We start from the raw sequence: 24,902 nt of genomic DNA, 5'->3' as shown, positions 1-24,902 counted from the left end.
ACCGAGAGGGGCTCCTCGATGAAGGAGAAGAAGAAGGCGGCAGCATCGGGGGAGCGGGTCGGCGACCTGACCCAGGAGGAGCCGGACTACCCCAGCGGCAACGCGAACGCGCTCATGGACCTGCAGCAGATGGAGCTGGAGTCGGCTTTCATGGTCGGCCCCAAGGGTGCGACGGTGAGGCTGTCCGCCAAGGGGTCGGACCGCAACGTCGGTCTTCTGATCCTCATCGTCGTGTTCGCCAGTTGTGTCGCAGGCCTCACTGGGGGCTGGTTGTGCCTGATGGCCGATGCGCCCGGATGGATGACGGGCACATTCGGTGGGCTTGCGATGGTGGGCACTGCGGGCCTGTCCTTGAGCTTGCTCCGCCGGCGTGGCGGAAAGCCGGGCTGAGGCTGTCCTGCTGCCACAAGGCCCTGGAGTTCTCCGTCCGGAGAACTCCAGGGCCTTCTTCGTGGCCCGCATGCGGCCGATCGGGTGTCCCACGCATCGGGATCTCGACACCGGATAGGACAAAAACCAGACAAGAATGAACACGTCCGCCCTTCCTCTTCCGGTACGCTCGTACCGGAAGAGGAAGGGCGACTTTCCGTGCGGTCGGCGCGTTCCGCGAGGTTGCGCCCGGATTCGGCCGACGCGGCAGGTCTCGCGGAATCGGTGGGACCTAGGTCCTGACCTGACTTCCGTTGCTTGGTTTCTCGACGACTTTCTGTCTACAGTGACCGCGCTCCTTCTTCACCCGGAGGGAGTAAAGGTGCGTGTAACAACGACGGTTAGGGCTGCGACTCTGCTAGGTCTAAGCCGAACGGCAGGGAGCCCGGTCCCAGGGGCAACTGGGAACCGGGCTCATGCCTGACGGCTGTCAGGGGAGCAACAGCAGTCGGGCATACCGTCCGAGACGCCGGCAGCGCTCGAACAGTCATGCATCGAGAGGTACCAAGGCCGGGCTCCAGCGGAGTCCGGCCTTCTCGATTTCGGGCTATGGCCCAGGGAGAGCCTAGCCCGTCACCGCCGTCGAGTGGCGGTGAACATTGCGGTCGGGGTGGACACCCGAACGAGGCCTCCCTCTCGATGCGAGTAGCGACGGTACGTAATGATCCTCGCTTCACCCTAACTCTAAGACTGTGATGTGCGCCACATTAACGCCAGGTAGTGGGTTTGCGGCTTCAAAAGCCGTGGTCGAGACGAGATAAATTGATCTTTCTCGGTGGGATTTCACTCAGGAGGGGCTAGTGAGCGAGATTTTTCCGTGTCGCCGCAGTCCAGGGCTCATCTGTCGTCTGACCCATTTAGCATATTTCTTGGCGAGAAGGAAGACTTACTCGGCAGTCGCTTCCCTGGTTGCCCTTCGTGGCGAATCCGCCCTCCTCGTCTTCTGTGTTGCGAGTGCATGTGCACATGCATCCTACTATCACTGCTGGTCAAGGACATCCAACGCAACCGTGAAGCTTCGGCATCGAACTGTCACTCGAAGTCATCTGCTTGCTGCTGGACGCCACGATCGGACCACTTGCGAATACGGCTGGTGATGCTTGCCTTACCTGCGAAGTGATCATAAAACCGCTCGCAATGCCCTTTTGTCGAAGGCCCAACACTGCTCGGCTCATACAACGCTTGGTTGCGTTCCAGCGTTCCCGATCTACTGTGCCGACCATCGGTTCCCGGGTGTGACTGCACGCCCCGAAATACTGCAGGCTTGCATGAACAAGGCATCGGCGCAGTTCACGCTGTGTCACATGTGGACACTCGGCCGGGCTATGTGGCGTCAAGCTCGGAGCTGAGTGGTGCTCCGCCGGGATGACGGCCTCATGTGGCAAATGAGACTGGAACTGAGACTAAGACGGAAACGCCGGGTGTCCCGAAGCGGGGCACCCGGCGTTTTGCCTGATCAAACGGCGGAGGATACAGGATTCGAACCTGCGAGGGCGTGAACCCAACACGCTTTCCAAGCGTGCGCCTTAGGCCGCTCGGCCAATCCTCCGCGGGAGACGATACCGGATGGGTGTCCCGGGACTCGAAGGTGGGTCAGCTGCCGGGGGCCGGCACGATGTCGGCCACCACGCACGTGATGTTGTCCGGGCCGCCGCCTTCGTTGGCCAGGCGGATCAGCTCCGGGATCACGTCGGCCGGCTCCTTGATCGCCGCCAGGACGTCGCGCATGGTCGCCTCGGTCACCGGGCCGCTCAGGCCGTCCGAGCAGAGCAGGTAGCGGTCGCCCGGCTTCGCCTTGAACGTCCAGATGTCGGGGTCGCTGGAGCCCGTCGTCTGCAGGGCCTTCATCAGCAGCGAACGCCGCGGGTGCGAGTCCGCGTCCTCGGCCGCGACCCGGCCGTCCTCGACCAGGGCCTGCACGAGCGTGTGGTCGCGGGTCAGCCGCCGCAGGCCGCCTTCGCGCAGCAGGTACCCGCGGGAGTCGCCGACGTGGGCCGCCGCGAACTCGACGCCGTCGAACATCAGTGCCGTCAGCGTCGTGCCCATGCCCACGGTCGCCGGCTCGTTCGAAGCGACCTCCGTCAGTCGCTGGTCGATCGACTTGACCACGCCGGCCAGGGTTGCCGCCAGATCGACGCCCGTGAGGTCCACCCGCCGGAGGTCGACGTCGAGCTCGCGCAGCACGTCGACCGCGGTCGCGCTGGCGACTTCGCCGTGCGGCTGGCCGCCGATGCCGTCGGCGACGGCGAGCAGGCGGGAACTCGCGTACAGCGAGTCCTCGTTGACCTGGCGTCGCTTGCCGACGTCCGACCCCGCGGCGTACCGCAGGACGTACCGATCGTGTGTCATGCCCCCATGAAAGCATTGGTTGACTGAGTTCACAAGCAACTCAGCTGAATGGAGCACTCTCCGATAGAGTGCCCGCCATGGACGACGACGCCACGGTCAGCGCGGCCGACATCGCGCGGCTCGCCGGGGTCGGCCGGGCCGCGGTGAGCAACTGGCGCCGTCGCTACCCGGACTTCCCGCCGCCCGTCGGCGGCACGGCGTCCAGCCCGTTGTTCGGCCTGTCCGCCGTCGCCGGCTGGTTCCGCGCCCGGGGCAAGAAGTTCGAGCTGTCCGCGGGCGAACGCGCGTGGCAGCGCCTGCGCGCCCTGGGCGACGACCTCGACCTCGCCGAGCGCGTGAGCCGCGCGGGTGTCTTCTTCGCCTTCCAGGCCGGGGTCCTCGACACCTTCGACAGCAAGCTCGACGACCCCGAGCTGCTCACCCTGCTCAGCGAGATGACGCACCGCGCCGGGCCGCTGGAGTCGTTCGAACTGTTGTGCCGCCGGTACTTCGAGGCGCATTCGCGGCGGCTGTCGGCCACGCCGGAGCCGGTCGCCGAGCTGATGGCCCGGCTCACCGGCCCGGTTTCGACGATCCTCGACCCCGCGTGCGGCTTCGGCGCGCTCGCGCTGGCGAGCGGCGCGAAAACCGTGCTGGGCCAGGACAGTGACCCGATGACGGCCTCGATCGCGACGTTGCGGCTGCGGCTGCGCGGCATCGAGGCCGAGGTCTACGCGGTCGACGCGCTGCGCGAAGACGCCTTCGCCGGCCGGGCTGCCGAAGCCGTGCTGTGCGACCCGCCGTTCAACGAACGGGCCTGGGGACACGATGAGCTCGTCGGCGACGCGCGCTGGGAGTACGGCCTGCCACCGCGCGGCGAGCCCGAGCTCGCGTGGGTGCAGCACTGCCTCGCCCACGTCGAACCCGGTGGTGCGGTGGCGATCCTGATGCCGGGCGCGGCGGCCGGGCGGCGCAGCGGGAAGCGCATCCGCGGCAACCTGCTGCGCGCGGGCGCGGTCCGCGCGGTCGTCACGCTGACGGCGGCCGGTCCCGACCTCTGGCTGCTGCGGCGGCCGGTGCCGGGGCAGCGGCCGCCGTCCACCGTGCTGCTGGCTGAGGCGGGCGAGGACTTGTCCACAGTGGACGAGATGTGGCAGGACTTCCGCGAGCACCCCGAATCCGGCGTCCGGATCATCGACCTGCTCGACGACGACGTCGACCTCACCCCGGCCCGGCGTCGCGGCCGGGACGAGGACCTCGGCCAGGCGTTCCAGGTCGTGCGGGGCCGGTTCGCCGAACTGGCGCCGCGGCTGCCGCCGCTGGAAGCCGCCGACACCGAAGCGGCGTTCACCACGATCGGCGAGCTGGTCAAGGCCGGGGTCGTCGAGGTCAAGCACGCGGCCCGCACCGACGCCGAGCACCCGAGCGCCGAAACGGGCGACGTCGTCGCGTCCGTCACCGGGATCGCGTACGTCCACAGTGGACCGTCGGAGCCGGTCGGGCCGGGGCTCACCGTGTACCGCGTCGACCCGGACCGGCTGGACGCGGACTTCCTGGCCGGCTGCCTGCGCGCGGCCGACCTGCCCGCCGCGTCCGCGTCGACGCGCATCGACGGACGGCGCGTGCGGATTCCGCGGTGCTCGATCACCGTTCAGCGGGAATACGGCCAGGTCTTCCGGCGGCTCGCCGAGTTCGACGCGGTCCTGCGCGAGACGGCGGAAACGGGCCGTGAGCTGGTCCGGCTAGGCTTCGCGGGACTTGTCGAAGGACGGCTCATCCCGGGCCGATAGGGGAACGGATGCTGATCGCCGACCGCTACGAGCTCGACGAGCTGCCGCTCGGGCGCGGGGGGATGGGCGCGGTGCACGGCGGGCACGACCGCCGGCTCGGCCGGCGCGTGGCGATCAAGCTGCTCAGGCTGCCGGGGCGCGACGAAGAGCTCGAGGCCCGCTTCGCGCGCGAAGCACGGATCCTGGCGACGCTCGACCACCCCGGCGTGCCGACGCTGTACGACTACGGCACCCACGACGACCGGTTGTTCCAGGTCATGCAGTTCGTCGACGGCGTGACGGTCGCCGACCTGCTCGCCGAGCACGGGCCGCTGCCGGTGCCGTGGGCCGCGGCGATCGCGGCGCAGGCGTGCGCGGTGCTGACCGCCGCCCACGCGCTCGCGGTGTGCCACCGCGACCTCAAGCCGTCCAACCTGATGCTCGGCCCGGACGGCGGCGTCAAGGTGATGGACTTCGGGCTCGCGGTGCTGCGCGAGGCCGACGCCGCGCAGTTCACGCGGGCCGGGCAGCTGCTGGGGACGCCGTCGTACATGGCGCCCGAGCAGATCCAGCGCGGCGGCGCCGAACCGCGAAGCGACCTGTACGCGCTGGGGTGCGTGCTGCACGAGATGCTCACCGGGCGGCGGCTCTTCGACGGGCCGACCGCCTACGCGGTGTTCGAGCGGCAGGTCAAGGAGCTGCCGCCGCCGGTCGTGGGGGTCCCGAAGCAGCTCAACGCGCTGCTCGCCGAGACGCTGGCGAAGGACCCCGAAGCGCGGCCGCCCGGAGCGGCCGCGCTGTACGACCGGCTCGGCGCGTTCGTCGGCGAGCTGCCGCCGCTGCCGGGGTTCCTGGTGCCGCCGTCGGTGCCCAGCCCGGGCCGGATGTACGCGCGGATGCTGGGGCGCGTCAGCGGCTGAGCGCGGCCGGCCGCCGGTCGGCGAGCGGCAGGCCGCGCCGCTGGATGCGGGAGTAGGTCGTCGCGTTCTGCACCGCGATGCTGACGCCGAGGGTGAGCGCGATCGACGCCGTGGTCAGCGGACCGGCGACGCCGAGCGCACTGCCCAGCGCGACGAGCCCCACCCGGACGGCGATGGTCAGCAGCCACAGCCCGACGGTGACGACCGAGCCCTTCTGGAAGGTGGTGCCGTCGCGCTCGGTGAGCGTCGTGGTGGTGCTGCGCAGCACGCCCAGGCCGGCGAGCACGACGAGGTCGGCACCGAGCAGCCCGAGCTCGGCGGGCGACGCGCCGGGCAGCGCCTTCGCGACGAGGTAAACGCCGACGGCGACCAGGATCAGCGGCAGCACGACCAGGGTCTTGCGGTCGAGCAGCGTGCCGCGGACCTGCTTGTAGACGACCTTGTAGAGGACGTAGGCGGCGATGACCGCGTAGAGCAGGACGTTCGCTGCGCTGGGCATTTCGGGGCTCCTTGGTTTTCGAGGTGCTCCCAGCTTCGGCGAACGGCGGGGCGGAATCGTCGGCGTGGGGACCGGGCCCGGGTGGAACCGGGGATCAACCCGGGGGTGGAGGCGCTATTCCTCCCAGACCGGCGCCGGCGGCAGGCCGCGTTCCGCGCGGGCCGCGTCGGACAGTTCTTGGATGAGGGCGGTCTTGGCCCGGGTGTAGGCGTCGCCGGTCATCCCGGACGCCGCGAGCCGCTGCTTCAGCTCGCCGTAGCGGCGCGCCTCTTCCGGGTACTTCCGCAGGTGGGCGGCCATGACCCGCTCCTTGTTGTGCGTCCAGTTGCCCGGCGGGAAGATGTGCAGGTGGTGGGTGCGGACGTCGCCGTCGCGCCGGACGAACAGCAGCCGGCCCGGCGCGCCGAAGTCCTCGGCGCGGTAGCCGAGGCCGTCGAACAACTCGGGTGGGACGGCGTCGAGGTCCGGCGCCAGCGCGGCGATGTCGATGATGGGTTTGGCCGCCAGGCCGGGCACGGACGTGCTGCCGATGTGCTCGATCTCGGTCAGCCGCCCGCCGGCGGCGGTGAGGATTTCGGTGCGGGCCGCGGCGAAGAGCGCGGGCCACGCCGGGTTGTACGGGGAAACGATCACCATGGGTTCATGTTCTACCCAAATCGTGACCTTCCCGGACGAACCTCGAACGGGTGACCGCCGTCTTTACGGGTGTCCACAAGCGATGATCGAACATGGGGGTAACGGATCGTGAAGAGGCTTCTGGCGGGAGCGGCCGCGCTGGCCACCGCGTTCGTGCTGGCCGCCTGCTCCGGGGGCGGGACGGCACCCGCGGCGCCGAACGCCGGCGGCGGGGGCGTCGCGGCCGCCGGTACCGGGGGCGGGGCGCCCACGACTTCGAGCACCACCGCGGCGCCGACCACCACGACCAGCGCCACGCCGACGCCGACGCCGACGCCGTCGACCACGAAGCCGGCGCCGACCAGCACCACGGCCAAGCCGAAGCCCAAGCCCAAGCCGGTCGCTCCGGCGGCCAACCCCGGCGTCCCGTGTGCCGCCGCGGCCGCCTCATCGGGCACCGCCGCCTGCGTCGACATCTCCGCGCACAAGGCGTGGATCCTGCAGGGCGGCAAGGTCGTCTACGGGCCGGTGCCGATGCTGCCGGGCCGCAAGGGCTACGCGACGCCGACCGGCACCTTCCACGTGCTGTCGAAGGAAAAGGTGCACCTGTCGAAGGAGTTCGACAACGCGCCGATGCCGAACTCGGTGTTCTTCTACCCGGGTGACGCCTTCCACACCGGCAGCCTCTCGGTGTACTCGCACGGCTGCATCCACCTGTCGGCGAGCGCGTCCCTGAAGTTCTTCAACACCTTGCACATCGGTGACGTCGTGCAGGTTGTCCCGTAACCACCGATAAGCCAACACGGACAGTAGGTTACAAACAGATAAAATCACTCGGCCGAGTGCAACTGGCCCCCCTGCTCAGGCGATAAGTGATCGCTTGGGAAGGGGGGCCAAATGGCCTTGGGAAAGCTCAGAGCACTACGTCACGCCTTCGTGGCGGCAGTGTTGACAGGGGCGCTGCTGCCCGTCGTGACCACGGGGGTGGCGGCAGCGGCGACGACACTCCCACCGGGGTTCGTCCTGCAGGACAGCAGCACCGGACTGGGGAACTACCAGCTCACCGACTTCGCGTACCTGCCGGACCAGTCCGTTCTCGCCACGGGGAAGAACGGCCGCGTCCAGTGGGTCCCGACCAGCGGGGCACCGCGGACCATCGCGACGCTGCCGACCCGCGAAATCAGCGACATCGGGCTGGTCGGGCTGGCCGTCGCACCGGATTACGCGACGTCGCACTCGATTTACCTCACGCGCTCGCTGAACGTCACCGGCGGCTTCGTCTTCCGGCTTTCGAAGTTCACCGTGGGCCTGGACGCGGCCGGCGCGCCCGCGTCGCTGAGCGGTGAGCAGACGCTGTTCGAGGTGCCGGGCATCTCCGAGGTCCACGCCATCAACGGCGTCATCCCCGCCGCCGACGGGACACTGTGGCTGTCCATCGGGGACAACGGCGACTTCACGAAGGTGGACCCGGGCGCGCTGCGCTCGCAGGACATCAACCAGCCGTACGGCAAGATCTTCCACCTGGCCGCCGACGGCAAGGGCGTGCCGGGCAACCCGTACTACGACGCCGCCAACCCGGCGTCGACCGCCAGCAAGGTCTTCGCCCGCGGGTTCCGCAACCCGTTCCGGATGACCATCGACCAGAACTCCGGCCTGCCGGTCGCGGGTGACGTCGGCTGGAACACCTGGGAAGAGGTCGACGTCGTCCAGCGCGGCTCCAACCAGGGCTGGCCCTGCTGGGAGGGCAACCACCCGACGCCGGGCTACAGCGCGCTCGCAGGCTGCGCCGGCGTGGCGAACCAGGCCCCGATCTTCGAGTACCAGCACGGCAGCGGCCCCATGCAGGGCAACAGCGTCACCGGCGGGATCGTCTACAACGGATCCAGCTACCCGGCGGCCTACCGCGGCTCGTACTTCTTCGGCGACTACGTCGGCCAGAAGATCTGGACGCTGCGCTACGACGACCAGGGCAAGCTCACGCAGGCTCCGGAGAACCCGCCGGTCTTCACCGGCATCGGCGGCCCGACGAAGTTCGCGGCGGCGCCGAACGGCGACATCGTCTACGCCGACATCCTGAGCGGCAACCTGCGCCGGCTGAGCTACTCGTCGGGCAACACCGCGCCGGAGGCGAGGGCCACCTCGACCACCGACCCGGACACCCGCACGGTGTCGTTCGACGGCTCCACGTCGGTCGACTACGACGGCGACCTGCTGAAGTACGACTGGGACTTCGGTGACGGGACCACGGCGGCCGACGCCGGTCCCACCACCACCCACCAGTACGCGGCGGGCACCGAGTCGTTCACCGCGAAGCTGACGGTCCGGGACCCGCTGGGGGCCACCGGTTCGGCCACCATCGCGGTCGCGCCCGGCAACCACACCCCGCAGCTGACCGTGACCACGCCCGGGGACACCGCGACGTTCGCGGTGAACCAGCAGGTCAGCCTGAGCGCCACCGCGACGGACGCCGAGGACGGCACGCTGCCGGTCACGTGGACCACCGCGGTCCGGCACTGCCCGAGCGAGGCGACCTGCCACTCGCACCCCGGCGCCGGCGGCACCGGGGCGAGCTTCGCGCAGCCGTTCACCGAGCACCCGGACTCCCGGATGGAGTTCACCGCGACGGTGACCGACAGCGCGGGCGTCACCACGTCCAAGACGTACACGGCGATGCCGCGCCAGCACCGGATCACCCTGCTCAGCACGCAGCCCGCGGCGCTGAGCATCCCGGTCGAGGGCGGCGTCAACACGGCGCTGGTGACCGAGGGCGCCAGCTTCGACGTCGAGGCCGCGCCGCTGGGCACCGACGGCGTCTCGAAGTTCACCGGCTGGCAGGGCGGTCCGACGGACACGACCTGGGTCGTCACGGTCGGCACGAGCGACCTGACGCTGACGGCGAACTACGACACCCCGATCGACCAGCGCTACAACGCCGACGCGGCGTTGCGGGCGAAGCTCGGGGCGCCGACGGGCACCGAGGTCACCGACGGCATCGTCCACTACCGGGCCTACGCCAACGGGCGCCTGTACTGGAGTGTCGTGGGCGGGACGAAGTTCCTCACCGGTCCGGTGCTGGACAAGTACCTCGCCGTCGGCGGTCTCACCAAGCTCGGCCCGCCGACGACCGACACCGCGTCCACAACGGACGGTGCGCAGTTCAACGACTTCGTCAACAACGGCAACGTGGGCTCGATCTACTACACCGCCGCGACGGGTGCGCACACGATCTACGGTGAGATCCGGAAGAAGTGGGCGGCGCTCGGCTACGGCGCGCTGCTGGGCTACCCGACGAACGACGAGGACGGGACGCCGGACGGTGTCGGCCGCTTCAACCACTTCCTCAAGGGCGCCAACGTCGGTTCGATCTACTACACGCCCACGACGGGCGCGCACGCGATCTACGGCGAGATCCGGAAGAAGTGGGCGGCGTACGGGTACGAGCGCGGTCTCGGCTACCCGACGAACGACGAGGACGGGACGCCGGACGGCGTCGGCCGGTTCAACCACTTCAGCCTCGGCCACTCGATCTACTTCACGAACGCGACGGGCGCGCACGTGATCAAGGGCGAGATCCGCAAGCGCTGGGCGGCACTCGGCTGGGAACGGTCGTACCTGAAGTACCCGACGACGGACGAGTACGTGACGAACGGGGTGTACCGCAGCGACTTCCAGGGCGGCTACATCACGTACACGCCGGCGACGGGGGCGGTCGACCGCCCCTGGTGACGGTGAACGTCAGGGAGTGAACTGAAAGGCGCGGGCCGCCTCCGGGATTCCGGAGGCGGCCCGCGTCGCGTTTCGGGGAACCTCGTCGTGGGTCGCGCGTCTTGACTGGCAGAGAAGGGGAACCACGGATTCTTGGGGGAACACATGCGATTCCGGCGCGCGCTGACCGGTCTGTCCACTTTGGTCGTGGCCGCGGTGCTGACGGCCTGTTCGGCGGGGCAGACCGCGGACGTTCGGCTGGCGGCCGGCACGCCTTCGCCGTCCACTTCGGAGACCAGTACGCCTTCCGAGACCAGCACGCCGAAACCCTCGGTGGCGCCCGGTGTTCCGTGCACGATCACCGCGAAGGCCTGTGTTTCCCTTTCGGAGAAGCAGGCCTGGCTGCTCGACGACGGCAAGATCGTCTACGGTCCGGTGAAGATCATGCCCGGCAAGAAGGGCAGCACCACGCCGGTGGGCACGTGGCACGTGCTCTACAAGGAGAAGATGCACCTGAGCCGCGAGTTCGACAACGCGCCGATGCCGAACTCCGTGTTCTTCTACAACGGTGTCGCGTTCCACCAGGGCAGCCTGAGCAAGTACTCGAACGGCTGCGTGCACCTCTCCGCCGGCGCGTCGCTGAAGTTCTTCTCCTCGCTGGACAAGGGGGACGAGGTCCAGGTCGTCCGCTGACCGGTCAGGAACGCAGGTCCGCCGGTGTCGTCCCGGTCGACGCCAGTGGCATGCCGAGCGCCACCCGCTCGGTCAGCCACGGGCTCGGCCGGTAGCGCGGATCCCCGGTGGAGGCCGCCAGGCCGCGCAGGATGCGCAGCACGATGTCGCCGCCCACCAGGTCTCCCCAGGCCAGTGGGCCGCGCGGGTAGCCCAGTCCCAGCCGGACCGCCGTGTCGATGTCGTCCGGGGACGCCAGGTTCTGGCCCGCGATGAAGCACGCCGTGTTGACGATGGACGCCAGGAGGCGCTGGGCGATCGGGGCCGGGCCGTCGCGGACCACCGTCACCGGCCTGCCCGTCGCCGCCAGGGCGCCCCAGGCCGCGCGGCCCGCCGCCGGGTCCAGGCCCGGGTGGACCGACATCGTCAGGCGCCGTTCGTAACCACCCAGGGGATCGACGCCGGCGACGCGGTCCAGCGGCAGGCCCGCGCGCGTGCCCGCGTCCACTGTGGACTCGCCGTAGAGCGGGACGAGCAGGACCGCGTCCGGGTACGCGTCCGACACCACCTGCACGCCGGCCGCCGACAGCACGCGGCCGAGGTGCTCGTCCGCCGCGAACACCGGGCTCGACGGCTTCGGCGGTGCCGCCGGCTCCTCGGGGACCTGCTGCTTCCCCTCGGTGTAGGAGTAGAAGCCTTCGCCGTTCTTGCGCCCGAACAGCCCGGCGGCGACACGCGGCCGCGTCAGCCACGACGGCCGCAGCCGCGGTTCGCCGTGGAAGCCGCTCCAGATGCTCTCCAGCACCGCGTGGGACACATCGAGGCCGGTCAGGTCGAGCAGCTCGAACGGCCCGAGCTTCAGGCCGAGCACGTCCCGCGCGACGCGGTCGACGTCGGCCGGCTCACCCAGCGCCTCGGCGAGGATCTGCAGCGCTTCGGTGTTCAGGCCGCGCCCGGCGTGGTTGACCAGGAAGCCCGGCGCGTCCTTCGCGAGCACCGGCTCGTGGCCCCAGCCCTTGACCAGTTCGAGCGCCTCGGCGGGCAGCCAGTCGTGCGTGCGCGCGCCCGGGACCACCTCGACCAGGCGCATCAGCGGCACCGGGTTGAAGAAGTGCAGGCCGATCAGCCGGCCGGGGTCGGCCAGCTCGGCGGCGATCTCGGTGACCGACAGCGAGCTGGTGTTCGTGGCGAAGATCGTCTCCTGTGGACAGACGCGCTCGAGGCCGGCGAACAGGGCCCGCTTCGTCGCGATGTCCTCGCGCACGGCCTCGACGACCAGGTCGACGCCGTCCGCGGGCGCGTCCGGGGCGTCCACCGCGACCAGCCGGTCCTTGACCGCCTGCGGGTCGTCGAGCTTGCCCTTGGCGGCCAGCTTGTCCGCCATCGCGCCGACGTAGTCGATCGCTTCGGTGACGGCCTCGCGCCGGACGTCGGCGAGCTCGACGGTCACCCCCGCGGTCGCGGCGAGCTGGACGATCCCGCGGCCCATCACCCCGGTCCCGATCACCCGGATCCTGCCGACCTTCCCGGCCCACCCCGTCACGTCGTGCCCGCCTTCCCGCCGATGCCGTTGGCCGACGGTACCGTCTCGGCCGTGACGGGGAAGCGGCTGACGCGGGCGGAAAGCCGCGAACGGACGAAGGACCGGCTGCTCGCGGCGGCCGCGGAGCTGTTCGCCGAGCGCGGGGTCAACGGCACGTCGGTCGAGCAGATCGCCGACCGCGCCGGCTACACGCGCGGGGCGTTCTACGGCAACTTCGAGGACAAGCACGAGCTGGTCGTGGCGCTGCTGGCCCAGCGCCGCTCGCAGGAGGCCGTGGAGGTGGCCGCGCTCGAGGGCGACGTCATGGCGCGGCTCAAGGAGTGGCACGCGGCGCGGGCCGAGCACCTGCCCGAGTGGTTCGCGCTGCGCACCGAGCTGACGTTGTACGCGCTGCGCAACCCCGAGGCCCGGCCGTCAGCCGGCGCGAACGAGCGGGCCGCGCGCGAGCTGATCGAGGCGAGCGTGCGTGCGACGTTCGCCGCCCGCGGTGTCGCGCCGCCGGCCGACCCGGCGTTCCTCGCGCTGATCGTCCACGCGCTGGAGGACGGCCTGCTCCGGCAGCGTTACCTGAGCCCGGAAGGCACGAGCGACACGGTGATCGCCGACGCCGTCGAGCTGCTGCTGCGGACCTGGCTGCGCTAGAGACCTGGCCGCGTCAGAGGCCGACGAACTCCGCCATCCGCTTCGCCGAGTGGGCGAAGAACTCGTCGGCCGGGTCGACGCTGCCGACGTACTGGCCGAACAGGTCGAAGTTGATCGCGCCGAACAGCTGGGTCCACGCCATGAGCAGCCGGGCCACGGTCTCGGGGCCGGCGACGATCCCGAGGACCTTCGTGAGGGTCTCGGCCTGGGCGCGCAGCTGGGGCGGGACGTCGCCGTCGATTTCCCGCAGCTCGGTGTGCGTGAGCACCTTGACCAGGGCCAGCGCGACGCGGGCCGCGGGCGCGACCGTGTCCTGCGGGGCCTGGTAGCCGGGGATCGGCGAGCCGTAGATCAGCGCGTACTCGTGCGGGTGCGCGCGGGCCCATTCGCGGGTCGCCTGCCAGATCGCGAGCCACCGGTCGCGGGGGGCGCCCTTGCCCGGGTCGGCCTGCTCGGCCGCCTCGCCGATCGCGTTGTAGGCGTCGACGATCAGGTCGGTCAGCAGCCGGTCGCGGCTGGGGAAGTACCGGTACAGCGCGGACGACACCATGCCCAGCTCCCGCGCCACCGCACGCAGCGAAAGCCCGTGCGCGCCGACTTCGGCGAGCTGACGGCGGGCCTCGTCCTTGATCTCCTGGGTGAGTTCGGCGCGGGCACGTTCGCGCGCGGTCCGGGTCGCGGTCATGGGGATCAGTGTGCCATGACGAGAGCGGCGCACAAAATAGAGAGCAGTGCTCTTGACAGCGTGCAGCGCTCTAGTGTTCACTGCTCTTAACCGAGAGCACTGCTCTCCCAAACTTCGGAGGACACCATGACCGCCGCCCGCTACATCGAGCCGAAGAAGGCCACCAACGTTTTCAACGAGGCCGTCGCGAAGCTGACCCGGATGGGCTTCAGCGTGTGGGGCAGCCGGGTGCTGACCGTCGTCGGGCGCAAGAGCGGCGAGCCGCGGTCGGTGCCGGTGAACCTGCTGACCGTCGACGGCGTGCGCTACCTCGTCGCCCCGCGCGGCGAGACGCAGTGGGTGCGCAACCTGCGCGCCGCCGGCCAGGGCACGCTGCGCGTCGGGCGCCGCGTCGAGGAGTTCACCTTCCGCGAGCTGGGCGACGACGAGAAGCCGGCCATCCTGCGCCCCTACCTCAAGCGCTGGAAGTTCGAGGTCGGCGTGTTCTTCGACGGCGTCGACGCGAAGGCCTCGGACGAGAAGCTGCGCGAGATCGCGCCCGGCTACCCGGTCTTCGAGATCTTCACGAAGTAGGTTTGCGTCGCTTGGTCACGTTCGCCGCGACCAGGACCACGCCCACCAGGAACGCGACCAGGCCGATCAGGAACCACAGCTTCTGCCCGGTCATGAAGCTGCCGGTGATCACGCCGACGCCTTGCAGCACCCAGACGGCGCCGACCAGCACGAGCACGACCCCGACCGCGAAGGTGATCCAGCGCCTCATCGGGTCAGTCTAGGGCGGGTCGCTCGTCCGGGACGAGTTTGTGCTTGTAGGCGTAGACGACGGCGTGCACGCGGTCGGGCAGCCCGAGCTTCGACAGCACCCGCGACACGTGCGTCTTGACCGTCTCCTCGCCGACGTGCAGCTGCCGCGCGATCTCGGCGTTGCTGCCGGCGTTGGCGATCAGCAGCAGGACCTCCCGCTCGCGGGAGGTGAGCCGGGCCAGCTCGGGTGGTTCGGCGGCCGCGGGTTCGAGCACCGACGTGAACTTCGCGACCAGCCGCCGGGTCACCGACGGGTCGATCAGCGCGTCGCCGCGCGCGGCCACCCGCATCGCCGCGACCAGCTCCTCCGGCGCCAGGCTCTTCAGCAGGAACCCGCTCGCCCCGGCACGCAGCGCGCGGTAGACGTACTCGTCGGCGTCGTAGGTCGTGAGCACGAGGACGCGGGTGTCGTTGCCCGGCGCGGCGAGGATCGCCTCGGTCGCGGCGAGGCCGTCGAGCCGGGGCATCCGGACGTCGAGGACCGCGACGTCCGGGCGCAGGCGGGCGGTCTCGGCGACGGCTTCGCGGCCGTCGGACGCCTCGCCGACGCAGGTGAAGTCGGGCTGGGTGTCGAGGAGCGCGCGCATCCCGGAGCGGAACATCGCGTGGTCGTCGGCCAGCAGGACGCGGATCATGTGCTCTCCACCGGGAAGGTCGTGCGCAGCTGCCAGTGCTCGCCGGTTTCGCCGTAGGAGACCTGGCCGCCGAACAGGGTGACGCGCTGGCGGATGCCGGCCAGGCCGCGGTGCGCGTGCTCCTTCTGCGTGGTGCGGTCGGGGCGCAGGCCGCTCGTCACCGTGAGCACGACCTCGGTGCGGCCGTGGGTCAGCTCCACTTCGACCGGGCCGGTGCCGTGGCGCAGCGCGTTGGTCAGGGCCTCCTGGGCGATGCGGTACAGGGCGACGTCGAGCGAGCCGGGGAGCTCGCGGGGTTCGCCGCGCAGGGTCAGCCGGGTCGGCAGGCCGGCCGCGCGGACGGTCTCGACGAGCTCGTCGAGGTTGTCCAGGCCGGGCTGTTCGGCGTTGGTTTCGGCGTGCAGGAGGTCGAGCAGGCGGCGCAGGTCGGCCATCGCCGAGCGGCTGGCGGACTCGACCGCGCCGAGCGACTTGCGCACCGGCGAGTCGCCGTCGGGCAGGCCGAGCCGGGCCGCGCCGGCGTGCACGCCGATGGCGCTGACGTGGTGGGAGATGACGTCGTGGAGGTCGCGCGCGATGGTCGTGCGCTCTTCGGTGACGGCCCTGCGGACGGCCTCTTCTTCGTGCTGACGGCGTTCGTCCGCCTCGCGCTCGAGATCGGCGATGTAGGCGCGCCGGGCGGTCGTGTACCGGCCGACCAGCCACGGCAGCAGCCCGCTGACGCTGACGCTGATGGCGATCAGCCGCCAGTCGGACGCGGTGCGCCCGCCGCCTTCGATGCACCCGGCGACGACGCCGGCGAGCAGGGCGAGGAGCGCGAGGACGGCGGGTTTCGGGCGCAGCCAGGCCCCGGCCCGGTAGCCGGCGATCAGGATGCCGGCGTTGTTCCCGACGACGTACCCCTGGCAGGTGCAGAGCAGCAGCGGCGAGCCGGCGAAGAGGAGGGCGTGCGCGAGGGCGACCCAGCCGGAGTACCGCGCGGGGCCGGCGAGGGCGGCGTTGACGGCGATCCCGCCGAGGAGGACGGCCCAGGCGCGCCAGCCGGTTTCGCCGAGCTGGGCCTGGGCGCGCAGGCCGAAGAGGGCGGCGTCGCAGACGATGCAGACCAGCGCGACCAGCAGCGACTGGCGCCGCAGGGATCCGCTGATGTCGGGCACACCCGCAACTGTGCCCTAGTCGAAGGGTGCGGTGGGCGGGAACGCCCCGATGCGGCGGGAGGGGGACGCGGCACCGGGACGCTCCCGGTCGGGAGGGTCAGTGGCCGGGTGAGGCCGAACGTCCCGATGCGGCCCTCGGCGCGTCAGCCGCACCGAAGGCCGCCGGGGCGCTCGGTCAGCTGGTCGGGCGGGCCGAGTAGTCGCCGCCGCGGCGCTGGCCCGGCTGGCGCTGGCCGGCGCCCTGCAGCGCCTGGCCCAGCGACGTCGCCGTCGCCGTCTGGCCGTCCACCTTCGCCACCACCGTCACGTTCGTGTCGCCCTGCTTCACGTCGCCCGTCTTCTGGGTCGACCCGTCGAGCGTGTACGTCTGCTTGTAGCCGTCCTTGCTCGTCAGCGTCACCGAGGTCGCGCTCAGCTCCGTCACGTCGCCCGTCTGGAGCCGCTCCGTCGTGTAGCCGCCGCTGCCGTTCGACACCACGAAATCGCCGTGGAGGGCCTCGCGCAGCGCTGCCATCCCGCCGCCGGGACCGCCGCCCGGGAAGCCCTGGCCCTGGCCGCCGCGGGGGAACTGGCCGCCACCCGGGCCGCCGAAGCCTCCCGGGCCCTGCTGGGCGGAGTTGTCCGCACTGCTGGTGCCCGCCCAGATCGCCGCGCCGCCGCCGGCCGCGATGACCACCGCGATGCCGGCCGCGATCGCCGTCTTCTTGCCGGACCAGCCCTTCTTCGGTGCGGCCGGGCCCGGGTCCCCCCAGTTGGCCGGGGCCGGGGTGCTCGCGGCGGGTGCCGGGCCGCCCTCGGGCGGCGTGTTCGGCGTCGGCTCGGTCGTCATCGTGTCCTCCGGTGGTACCCACACTGGTCCAGGCCAGATTCGCCGCCGAGGCTGTGTTTGAGCTGTGCGGGGCGTCAGCACGCGCTGTGGCTCCCTTACCCGAACGAAGGACTCTCACAGGAAACGCACAGCGCGGGCACAGTGACCACTGATGAGCCGCCGAGAAGATGGCACTATGACCGCTATGAACGCCACGTCACCCGGCCCCGGCAAGGCCGACCTGCGCCGCGCCGACGGGAGCCCGGTGCGGGTCCTCGTCGTCGACGACGAGGCGACGCTGGCCGAGCTCGTGTCGATGGCCCTGCGCATGGAGGGCTGGGAGGTGCGCAGCGCGGGTGACGGCACGGAAGCCGTCCGGATCGCGCGCGACTTCCGCCCCGACGCCGTCGTCCTCGACGTCATGCTCCCCGACTTCAGCGGCCTCGAAGTCCTGCGGAGAATGCGGTCCGAGGCACCACACCTGCCCGTGCTCTTCCTGACGGCGAAGGACGCGGTCGAGGACCGCATCGCCGGGCTCACCGCGGGCGGCGACGACTACGTCACCAAGCCGTTCAGCCTCGAAGAGGTCGCGCTGCGCCTGCGCGCGCTGCTGCGCCGGGCCGGCGGGGTGACCGGCGCGAGCGGGTCGCAGCTGGTCGTCGGCGACCTCACCCTCGACGAAGACAGCCGCGAGGTGCACCGCGGCGGCGACCTCGTGCCGCTGACCGCGACCGAGTTCGAGCTGCTGCGCTACCTCATGCGCAACCCGAAGCGGGTGCTGTCGAAGGCCCAGATCCTGGACCGCGTCTGGAGCTACGACTTCGGCGGTCAGGCCAACATCGTCGAGCTCTACATCTCCTACCTGCGCAAGAAGATCGACGCCGACCGCGAGCCGATGATCCACACCATGCGGGGCGCCGGGTATGTCCTCAAGCCAGCGGGCTGAGCGGCGGGGGTTCCGGGCGCAGCGGCCGTGGTCGTTGCGACGGCGGCTGATCGTCCAGCTCGCCGCGCTGCTCGCGCTGGTGTGCCTGGTCGTCGGCGTGGTCACGGAGTTCGCGCTGAGCGAGTTCCTCGTCGGCCAGCAGGACAAGCGGCTGGCCGCGGCGACCGACCGCGCCGCGCACGCGCCGGACCGGTCGACCTGGCCGTACGGCGACGCCCCGCCGCCGGACCCCCTGCGCGCGCTCGGCCAAGGCGACGGGACGCTCGCCGTCGTCCAAAAGGGCCCGCTCGCCCAGGGCAGCGTGCTCGACTCCAGCGTCGGCGCGCCGTCGAAGCGCAAGCCGCCGTTCCGATCCATCCCGGCGGAGCAGGTGCTGGCGCTGCTGGCGGTGCCGTCCGACGGGAAGCAGCGCAGCATCGACCTCGGCGGCAGCCTCGGCGACTACCGCGTCGTCTCGACGATGTCGCCCGGTGGCGAGAAGACCGTCATCGGCCTGCCGCTGAAGGACGTCAACGAGACGCTCTGGCGGCTCGGGTTCATCCTCGGCGGCGTCGCGCTCGCCGGGATCCTGGTGGCCGGCGCGGTCGGCGCGGCGACGATCCGGCGCACGATGAAACCACTCGACCGGCTGGCCGCGACCGCGACGCGCGTCTCCGAACTGCCGCTCGACCGCGGTGAAGTCGCGCTGTCGGAACGGGTCCCGGAGGCCGACACCGACCCGGGCACCGAGGTCGGCAAGGTCGGCTCGGCGCTGAACCGGATGCTCCAGCACGTCGCGAACGCGCTGAGCGCGCGGCACGCGAGTGAGAACCGCGTCCGCCAGTTCGTCGCGGACGCGAGCCACGAGCTGCGCACGCCGCTGGCGGCCATCCGCGGGTACGCCGAGCTGACCCGCCGCGGCGGTGAGCAGGTGCCGCCGGACGTCGCGTTCGCGATGAGCCGCGTCGAGTCCGAGTCGCGCCGGATGACGACGCTGGTGGAGGACCTGCTGCTGCTCGCGCGCCTCGACTCCGGCCGCCCGGTGGTGCACGAGTGGGTGGACCTGTGCCGGCTGGTGGCCGACGCGGTCGCGGACGCGCACGTCGCGGGCCCGGGCCACAAGTGGCTGATGGACGTCCCCGGCGAGCCGATCGGCGTCCTCGGCGACGCGGGCCAGCTGCACCAGGTGGTGATCAACGTGCTGGCCAACGCGCGCACGCACACCCCGGCGGGCACGACGGTGACCACCTCACTGTCCACTTCGGACGGAGTACTCCGCCTCCGCGTGACCGACGACGGCCCGGGCATCCCGCCGGACATCCTCCCGGACATCTTCGAGCGCTTCGCCCGCGGCGACAACTCGCGCTCGCGGGCGGCGGGGAGCACGGGTCTCGGGCTGGCGATCGTGGCCGCGGTGGTCGCGGCGCACGGCGGCCGGGTCGCGGTGCAGAGCCGGCCGGGGCGCACGGAGTTCGAGATCACCTTCCCGGAGGCGCCGGCCCCGGAGTGACGACGGTCGCACCCGATCGGGGCCGATGCACAGCGCACGCACAGCTTCGGCACAAGTTCACCACATGCGGTGCCGACACGGTGAGGATCATGACGACCACGCTGGCGGCGCCCGAACACGCCCAGCCCGCTCCCGAGGCCGCCCGGAAACCGCGGTGGGTCAAGCCTTCCGTCGCCGCGCTGCTGGCCGGCACCGGGCTGCTCTACCTCTGGGGCCTGGCGAAAACGGGCTGGGCCAACGACTTCTACGCGATGGCCGCCCAGGCCGGCACGTGGAGCTGGAAGGCACTGTTCTTCGGTTCACTCGACCCGGGCAACGTCGTCACCGTCGACAAACCGCCGTTCTCGCTGTGGGTCATGGGGCTGTCCGGCCGGCTCTTCGGCTTCTCGAGCTGGAGCCTGCTCGTGCCGAACGCGCTCGCCGGCGTCGCCTCGGTGGGCCTGCTCTACCTCGCCGTGCGACGGCTGTCCGGCCCGGGTGCGGGCCTGCTCGCCGGGGCCGGGCTCGCGCTGACGCCGGTCGCCGCGCTCATGTTCCGCTACGACAACCCCGACGCCTTCCTCGTGCTGCTGCTCGTCGCCGGCGCGTACTGCGTCGTGCGCGCCCTGGAGCACGCGAGCACGAAGTGGCTGCTGCTCGCCGGGGTCGCGGTCGGGTTCGGCTTCCTCGACAAGATGCTGCAGGCCTTCCTCGTCCTGCCGGCGTTCGTGCTGGCGTACGCGGTCGCGGCGCCGACGTCGCTCGGCCGCCGGATCGGCCAGCTGTTCGCCGCGGCCGGTGCGGTGCTCGTCTCGGCCGGCTGGTGGATCGCGGTCGTCGCGCTCTGGCCGGTGGCGGACCGGCCGTACATCAGCGGCTCGACCGACAACACCGTGCTGGAACTGGCGTTCGGCTACAACGGCCTCGGCCGGATCTTCGGCGAAGGCCGGGGCGGCACCGGGGCGCCGCCGGGAGGAGCCGGCGGCCGCGGCTTCGGGGGCTTCGGCGGGGAAACCGGCCTGACTCGGCTGTTCAGCGGCGAGTTCGGCGGCGAAGCCTCGTGGCTGCTGCCGGCCGCGGTGCTCGGCCTGGTGGCCGGGCTGTGGTTCACCCGGCGCGCGCCCCGCACCGACCGGACTCGCGCGGCACTGCTGCTCTGGGGCGGCTGGCTGGTCGTCACGACACTCGTGTTCAGCTACATGAGCGGCATCATCCACCCGTACTACACGGTCGCGCTGGCCCCGGGAATCGCGGCCACGCTGGGGATTTCCGCGCGTGAGCTGTGGCACGGCCGGGCGAACTTCGCGGCCCGCGCGGTGCTGGCCGTCCTGCTCGCGGTCACCGCGGTCTGGGGTTTCGTGCTGCTCGCGCGCACGCCGGACTGGCAGCCGTGGATCCGCTACGCGCTGCTCGTGCTCGGCGCGGCCGGGGTGCTGGCGCTGCTCTTCGGCGCCGACCGGCTCCGGCGCTTCGGCCCGGCGGTGGCCGTCGTCGGCCTCTGCGGCGCGTTGCTCGGGACGGCGTCCTTCACCCTGGCCACGGCGGCGACCGCGCACTCCGGCGGCACGCCGTCGTCCGGCCCGGCCGCCGCGAGCGGGCGCGGGTTCGGCGCGCGAGGCGGGTTCGGCGAGGGGCAGACCGACACGGCGGTGATCGACCTGCTGAAGAACACGACGACGAAGTGGGCCGCGGCGCAGAGCGGCGCGATGCAGTCGGCCGGGCTGGCGCTGTCGAGCGGACGTCCGGTGCTCGCGATCGGTGGCTTCAGCGGCAGTGACCCGGCGCCGACGCTCGCGCGGTTCCAGCAGTACGTCGCGGCCGGCGACATCCACTACTTCGTCGCCGGCGGGCGGGGCGGCTTCGGTGGCGGCCGCGGTACCTCGGGCGAAATCCAGGCGTGGGTCGAGCAGAACTTCGCGCCGGTGACCGTCGGCGGCACGACGACTTACGACCTCACGAAATCTGTCGGCTGATCGAAATTCGGCCGATTGTTTCAGGCGTGTTAACAGTCGAGGAATCATTCGCGGATTCGAGGCCGGTGCGATAACGGCGGAGGGCGCACACCTGTTCGAGTGTGATCTCGATGAGCGACGCATTCCGAACGATTGTTCGGTTCCGGTGAATAGCACTCAGTGATGATCACGCTGTCGGTAACGACGAGGGACTACAGCCCGTGCAGCTGCACGCGCCCGCGGCCGGGATCTTGGCCGGTCGGCCGACAGAAAGCCGGTCGGCGACCCCCGTCGAAAACGTCGATGGCGCTGGTTGGCCCAGGCGCGGATCACTCGTTCGGCGGCATCCTCGGGGCATTGTGGTGATCTTGTGCCTCTCGCTAGGCTCTCCGCCGGGTGAGGGACAAGGGGTAACTGATCCGGTGCGCTGAGGGACCGGATCTCACTGGGTGTGGGTGATCCTTGTCCGCGTTCTCTCATCCGTGACCCGATCAGGTGCGTCTGGAAGAGGGCAGCGATGACTGTGCGCTTTCGGCGCCGCAACACTCCACTTCCCCCGCCTTTTGGAGTTTCGCTGTGACTTCCCGCCCCCGTCGGCTGACGGTGCTCCTGACCCTGCTGACCCTCGCCGCGGTCACCGCCCTTTCGGGCTGCAGTGACAGTTCCGCGAGCGGCAGCGGCGACAAGATCACCCTCGGGTTCAGCGCCTGGCCGGGCTGGTTCCCCTGGCAGGTGGCGCAGGAGCAGGGCCTGTTCGCGAAGAACGGCGTGAACGTCGACCTGAAGTACTTCGACAACTACACCGACAGCATCAACGCGCTCTCCAGCGGGGCCATCGACGCGAACAGCCAGACCCTCAACGACACGCTCTCCTCGGCCTCCGGCGGCGCCAAGCTGTCGATCGTGCTGGTGAACGACAACTCCACCGGCAACGACAAGATCATCGCGCGGGACGGCATCAACGCCATCGCCGACCTCAAGGGCAAGAAGGTCGCGGTCGAGCAGGGCACGGTCGACCACTACCTGCTGCTGCTCGCGCTGCAGGAAGCGAAGCTGACCGAAAAGGACATCGAGCTGGTCAACCTGCCGACCGACGCCGCCGCGGCCGCGTTCGTCGGCGGCCAGGTCGACGCGGTGGGCGCGTTCGCGCCGTTCACCTCGAAGGCCCTCGAGCGCCCGGGCAGCCGCGCGATCTCGACGTCGGCGGAGTTCCCCGGCGCCATCCCGGACCACCTCGTCACGTCGCAGAAGCTGGTCAAGGACCACCCGAAGGACGTCCAGGCGCTGGTGAACACCTGGTTCGAGACGCTCACCTGGATCAAGAACAACAAGGACGCGGCCGTCGGGATCATGGCCAAGCGCGGCGGTGTCTCCGACGCGGACTACAAGTCCTACGACGCCGGCACCACGATCTTCACGCGCCAGCAGAACCTCGACGCGTTCACGCCCGGGGTCACCGCGCAGCACCTCGACTTCCAGGCGAACAAGATCGTCGACTTCATCGTGAACACCGGGCTCGCCCAGCAGCGGCCGTCGCTCGACGGGTTGTTCGACGACCAGTTCGTGAAGGCCACCCCGCAGTGACCGGTCCGACCCAGCGCACCAAGGCCGCGGACTCCCCGGCCGACGAACGGGCGGCCGAGGAGCTGGAGGCCGAGCGGCGGCTCGCCGAACGGCAGGAGTCCGGCCGCCCGGCCTGGGCCCCGCTGCCGCGCCGGACCGCCCCGAAGTCCGTGTCGCCGCTGTTTTCCTTGCGCACGCCGATTTCCGCGGCGGCGCGCTGGAAGCTGGCCGTGCTTGTCGTTCGCGATCCCGTTCCTCGCGTGGATCGTGCTCAGCGTCAGCGGGGTCGTCGACTCGACGTTCCTGCCGTCCCCGGTCGCGGTGGTCAAGGCCGGCGTCGACATGGCGAGCACCGGTGAGCTCTTCGACGACCTCTGGGCGACGACCCAGCGGGTGCTCGAAGGCTTCGGCCTCGCCGTGCTGGTGTCGGTGCCGCTCGGCGTCCTGATGGGCAGCTTCACCGCGGGACAGGCGTTCTTCGAGCCGCTGATCGGGATGCTGCGCTACCTGCCGGCGAGCGCCTTCATCCCGCTGCTGATTATCTGGCTCGGCATCGGCGAGCCGTCGAAGATCACCATGCTCTTCATCGGGACGGTCTTCTTCAACACGCTGATGACCGCCGACGTCGTCCGCGGCGTGCCGGCGTCGCTCATCGACGTCTCGTACACGTTGGGCGCGCGCCGGGGCGAGGTGCTGCGCAAGGTGATCGTGCCGCACTCGCTGCCGGGCATGATCGACGCGATCCGCGTCAACGCCGCCGCGGCGTGGAACTTCGTGGTCGTCGCCGAGCTGATCAACGCCTCGGCGGGCCTCGGCTACCGGATCGTGCGCGCGCAGCGGTTCCTGCGGACGGACCAGATCTTCGCCGTGCTCGTGGTCATCGGGATCGCCGGGCTGGTCATCGACGTCCTGCTGCGCCTGCTGCGCACGAAGGTCGGGAAGTGGGCGGCATGACGCTGGAACTGCGGAACGTCGCGAAGGACTACACCGTGCGGGGCAAGGTGACGCGCGCGCTCGACGGCGTCGACCTCGAGGTGTCGCGCGGCGAGTTCGTCTGCGTCGTCGGTGCGAGCGGCTCGGGCAAGTCGACGCTGCTGTCGCTGGTGGCCGGGCTCAGCCGGCCGACCGAGGGCGAGATCGTGCTCGACGGCGTCCCGGTGACCGGCCCCGGCCCGGACCGTGGGCTCGTCTTCCAGGCCGGCGCGCTGTACCCGTGGCGCACCGTCGAGAAGAACGTCGCGTTCGGGCTCGAGCTGCTGCCGGTCGACGCGGCCGAGCGCGCCAAGCGCGTGGACTGGTACCTCGCCGAGACCGGGCTCCACGGCGTGCGCAAGTCGCTGCCGAAACAGCTTTCGGGCGGCCAGAAGCAGCGCGTCGCGATCGCGCGGGCGCTCGCCTGCGAACCGGATGTCCTGCTGCTGGACGAACCCTTCGGCGCCTTGGACGTCCAGACCAAAGAGGACATGCAGGTGCTCATCCGCCAGGTGTGGGCCGACACCGGCACCACGGTGCTGATGGTCACCCACGACGTCGAGGAAGCGGTGTTCCTGGGCGGCCGGGTGGTGGTGCTCGCCTCCGACCCCGGCCGGATCGCCGCCGACGTCGAGGTGACGCTGCCCGCCGAGCGGGACCTGGCGGTGAAGCGCGAGCCGCGGTTCCTCGCGCTGCGCGCCCGGATCGAGGACCTCGTCCGGGAGCAGCACCGCGGCCACGTCGGCCGGGTGGCCGCGGACGGGTGAGAACGGAAGACGGGAAGGTGTGG

Annotated in this window: 23 protein-coding genes and 1 tRNA gene; 14 read left to right on the top strand and 10 right to left on the bottom strand. The window is 70.9% G+C overall.

The genetic code is table 11. From position 1 onward, the window contains the following. The first annotated feature begins 18 nt into the window (after window positions 1-18). On the top strand, window positions 19-390 hold the full coding sequence (locus QSK39_RS09770) for a hypothetical protein (RefSeq protein ID WP_285477286.1): 372 nt from the start codon (window positions 19-21) through the stop codon (window positions 388-390). 1,503 nt (window positions 391-1,893) lie between these two features. Here QSK39_RS09770 and QSK39_RS09765 read toward each other — a convergent pair. Both QSK39_RS09765 and QSK39_RS09760 read right to left on the bottom strand, forming a co-directional pair. Then, a tRNA-Ser gene (locus QSK39_RS09765) sits at window positions 1,894-1,978 on the bottom strand. Window positions 1,979-2,022: 44 nt separating this feature from the next. After that, the gene (locus tag QSK39_RS09760) at window positions 2,023-2,778 is read right to left on the bottom strand and encodes a PP2C family protein-serine/threonine phosphatase (RefSeq protein ID WP_285477285.1); all 756 of its coding nucleotides are present in this window, start codon (window positions 2,776-2,778) and stop codon (window positions 2,023-2,025) included. Between the two features lie 77 nt (window positions 2,779-2,855). Between QSK39_RS09760 and QSK39_RS09755 the strand changes: the two genes are divergently transcribed. Both QSK39_RS09755 and QSK39_RS09750 read left to right on the top strand, forming a co-directional pair. Next, entirely contained in the window at window positions 2,856-4,547 is a 1,692-nt protein-coding gene (locus tag QSK39_RS09755; RefSeq protein WP_285477284.1) for an HsdM family class I SAM-dependent methyltransferase, read from the top strand. Window positions 4,548-4,555: 8 nt separating this feature from the next. Further along, window positions 4,556-5,446, top strand: a complete 891-nt coding sequence (locus QSK39_RS09750; protein WP_285477283.1) for a serine/threonine-protein kinase — start codon at window positions 4,556-4,558, stop codon at window positions 5,444-5,446. Here QSK39_RS09750 and QSK39_RS09745 read toward each other — a convergent pair. Together QSK39_RS09745 and QSK39_RS09740 are read right to left on the bottom strand one after the other, a co-directional pair. After that, window positions 5,436-5,945: a hypothetical protein gene (locus tag QSK39_RS09745; RefSeq protein WP_285477282.1), complete on the bottom strand. Its 510-nt coding sequence runs from the start codon at window positions 5,943-5,945 to the stop codon at window positions 5,436-5,438. The two genes, QSK39_RS09750 and QSK39_RS09745, sit on opposite strands and share 11 nt — an antisense overlap. Before the next feature lie 114 nt (window positions 5,946-6,059). Continuing rightward, window positions 6,060-6,581, bottom strand: a complete 522-nt coding sequence (locus QSK39_RS09740) for a GrpB family protein (RefSeq protein WP_285477281.1) — start codon at window positions 6,579-6,581, stop codon at window positions 6,060-6,062. A gap of 108 nt (window positions 6,582-6,689) precedes the next feature. On the opposite strand from QSK39_RS09740, the gene QSK39_RS09735 reads away from it, so the two are divergent. The 3 genes from QSK39_RS09735 to QSK39_RS09725 all read left to right on the top strand — a co-directional run bounded on the left by QSK39_RS09735 (window position 6,690) and on the right by QSK39_RS09725 (window position 10,958). After that, window positions 6,690-7,346, top strand: coding sequence for a L,D-transpeptidase (locus QSK39_RS09735; protein WP_285477280.1), 657 nt, complete (start codon window positions 6,690-6,692; stop codon window positions 7,344-7,346). A gap of 111 nt (window positions 7,347-7,457) precedes the next feature. After that, window positions 7,458-10,286: a PQQ-dependent sugar dehydrogenase gene (locus tag QSK39_RS09730; protein WP_285477279.1), complete on the top strand. Its 2,829-nt coding sequence runs from the start codon at window positions 7,458-7,460 to the stop codon at window positions 10,284-10,286. Window positions 10,287-10,430: 144 nt separating this feature from the next. Next, window positions 10,431-10,958 (top strand): L,D-transpeptidase, encoded by a 528-nt coding sequence (locus QSK39_RS09725; RefSeq protein ID WP_284747401.1) that lies wholly within the window; start codon window positions 10,431-10,433, stop codon window positions 10,956-10,958. A 4-nt stretch (window positions 10,959-10,962) separates the two neighbouring features. Here the strand turns inward: QSK39_RS09725 and QSK39_RS09720 are convergent, their stop codons facing one another. Beyond that, the gene (locus QSK39_RS09720) at window positions 10,963-12,480 is read right to left on the bottom strand and encodes a 3-hydroxyacyl-CoA dehydrogenase (RefSeq protein WP_285477278.1); all 1,518 of its coding nucleotides are present in this window, start codon (window positions 12,478-12,480) and stop codon (window positions 10,963-10,965) included. A 51-nt stretch (window positions 12,481-12,531) separates the two neighbouring features. On the opposite strand from QSK39_RS09720, the gene QSK39_RS09715 reads away from it, so the two are divergent. Next, window positions 12,532-13,122, top strand: coding sequence for a TetR/AcrR family transcriptional regulator (locus tag QSK39_RS09715; RefSeq protein ID WP_285477277.1), 591 nt, complete (start codon window positions 12,532-12,534; stop codon window positions 13,120-13,122). 13 nt (window positions 13,123-13,135) lie between these two features. Here QSK39_RS09715 and QSK39_RS09710 read toward each other — a convergent pair whose 3' ends face one another. After that, window positions 13,136-13,807, bottom strand: coding sequence for a TetR/AcrR family transcriptional regulator (locus tag QSK39_RS09710; protein WP_285477276.1), 672 nt, complete (start codon window positions 13,805-13,807; stop codon window positions 13,136-13,138). A 126-nt stretch (window positions 13,808-13,933) separates the two neighbouring features. Here QSK39_RS09710 and QSK39_RS09705 point away from each other — a divergent pair, with 126 nt between their 5' ends. After that, window positions 13,934-14,380, top strand: a complete 447-nt coding sequence (locus QSK39_RS09705; RefSeq protein WP_285477275.1) for a nitroreductase family deazaflavin-dependent oxidoreductase — start codon at window positions 13,934-13,936, stop codon at window positions 14,378-14,380. Here QSK39_RS09705 and QSK39_RS09700 read toward each other — a convergent pair. From QSK39_RS09700 to QSK39_RS09685, 4 genes are all read right to left on the bottom strand, one after another. Further along, on the bottom strand, window positions 14,370-14,570 hold the full coding sequence (locus QSK39_RS09700) for a hypothetical protein (RefSeq protein WP_285477274.1): 201 nt from the start codon (window positions 14,568-14,570) through the stop codon (window positions 14,370-14,372). The genes QSK39_RS09705 and QSK39_RS09700 overlap by 11 nt on opposite strands. Before the next feature lie 4 nt (window positions 14,571-14,574). Continuing rightward, window positions 14,575-15,246: a response regulator gene (locus tag QSK39_RS09695; protein ID WP_284747407.1), complete on the bottom strand. Its 672-nt coding sequence runs from the start codon at window positions 15,244-15,246 to the stop codon at window positions 14,575-14,577. Next, entirely contained in the window at window positions 15,243-16,403 is a 1,161-nt protein-coding gene (locus tag QSK39_RS09690) for a sensor histidine kinase (RefSeq protein ID WP_285477273.1), read from the bottom strand. The genes QSK39_RS09695 and QSK39_RS09690 overlap by 4 nt, the downstream gene beginning before the upstream one ends. Window positions 16,404-16,578: 175 nt before the next feature. Beyond that, entirely contained in the window at window positions 16,579-17,232 is a 654-nt protein-coding gene (locus QSK39_RS09685) for a hypothetical protein (protein WP_285477272.1), read from the bottom strand. 175 nt (window positions 17,233-17,407) lie between these two features. Here QSK39_RS09685 and QSK39_RS09680 point away from each other — a divergent pair, with 175 nt between their 5' ends. From QSK39_RS09680 to QSK39_RS09655, 6 genes are all read left to right on the top strand, one after another. Beyond that, a complete protein-coding gene (locus QSK39_RS09680; protein WP_276585749.1) occupies window positions 17,408-18,157 on the top strand; it encodes a response regulator transcription factor in 750 nt (249 codons plus the stop codon). Then, window positions 18,135-19,646, top strand: a complete 1,512-nt coding sequence (locus QSK39_RS09675; RefSeq protein WP_285477271.1) for a sensor histidine kinase — start codon at window positions 18,135-18,137, stop codon at window positions 19,644-19,646. Before QSK39_RS09680 ends, QSK39_RS09675 begins: the two co-directional genes overlap by 23 nt. An 89-nt stretch (window positions 19,647-19,735) precedes the next feature. Beyond that, window positions 19,736-21,598 carry an ArnT family glycosyltransferase gene (locus tag QSK39_RS09670; protein ID WP_285477270.1) on the top strand — a complete coding sequence of 621 codons (1,863 nt, stop codon included), beginning with the start codon at window positions 19,736-19,738 and terminating at the stop codon, window positions 21,596-21,598. A gap of 555 nt (window positions 21,599-22,153) precedes the next feature. Next, window positions 22,154-23,161 carry an ABC transporter substrate-binding protein gene (locus tag QSK39_RS09665; protein ID WP_285477269.1) on the top strand — a complete coding sequence of 336 codons (1,008 nt, stop codon included), beginning with the start codon at window positions 22,154-22,156 and terminating at the stop codon, window positions 23,159-23,161. A gap of 213 nt (window positions 23,162-23,374) precedes the next feature. Further along, on the top strand, window positions 23,375-24,094 hold the full coding sequence (locus QSK39_RS09660) for an ABC transporter permease (protein ID WP_285477268.1): 720 nt from the start codon (window positions 23,375-23,377) through the stop codon (window positions 24,092-24,094). After that, on the top strand, window positions 24,091-24,879 hold the full coding sequence (locus tag QSK39_RS09655) for an ABC transporter ATP-binding protein (protein WP_285477267.1): 789 nt from the start codon (window positions 24,091-24,093) through the stop codon (window positions 24,877-24,879). Before QSK39_RS09660 ends, QSK39_RS09655 begins: the two co-directional genes overlap by 4 nt. Window positions 24,880-24,902: the final 23 nt, after the last annotated feature.

It is taken from the genome of Amycolatopsis sp. NBRC 101858 (assembly GCF_030269325.1).
GTDB classification, from domain to species: domain Bacteria; phylum Actinomycetota; class Actinomycetes; order Mycobacteriales; family Pseudonocardiaceae; genus Amycolatopsis; species Amycolatopsis ponsaeliensis.
Note: the sequence above shows the minus strand (reverse complement) of the source record. Positions and strands in the feature narration are given on the sequence as shown.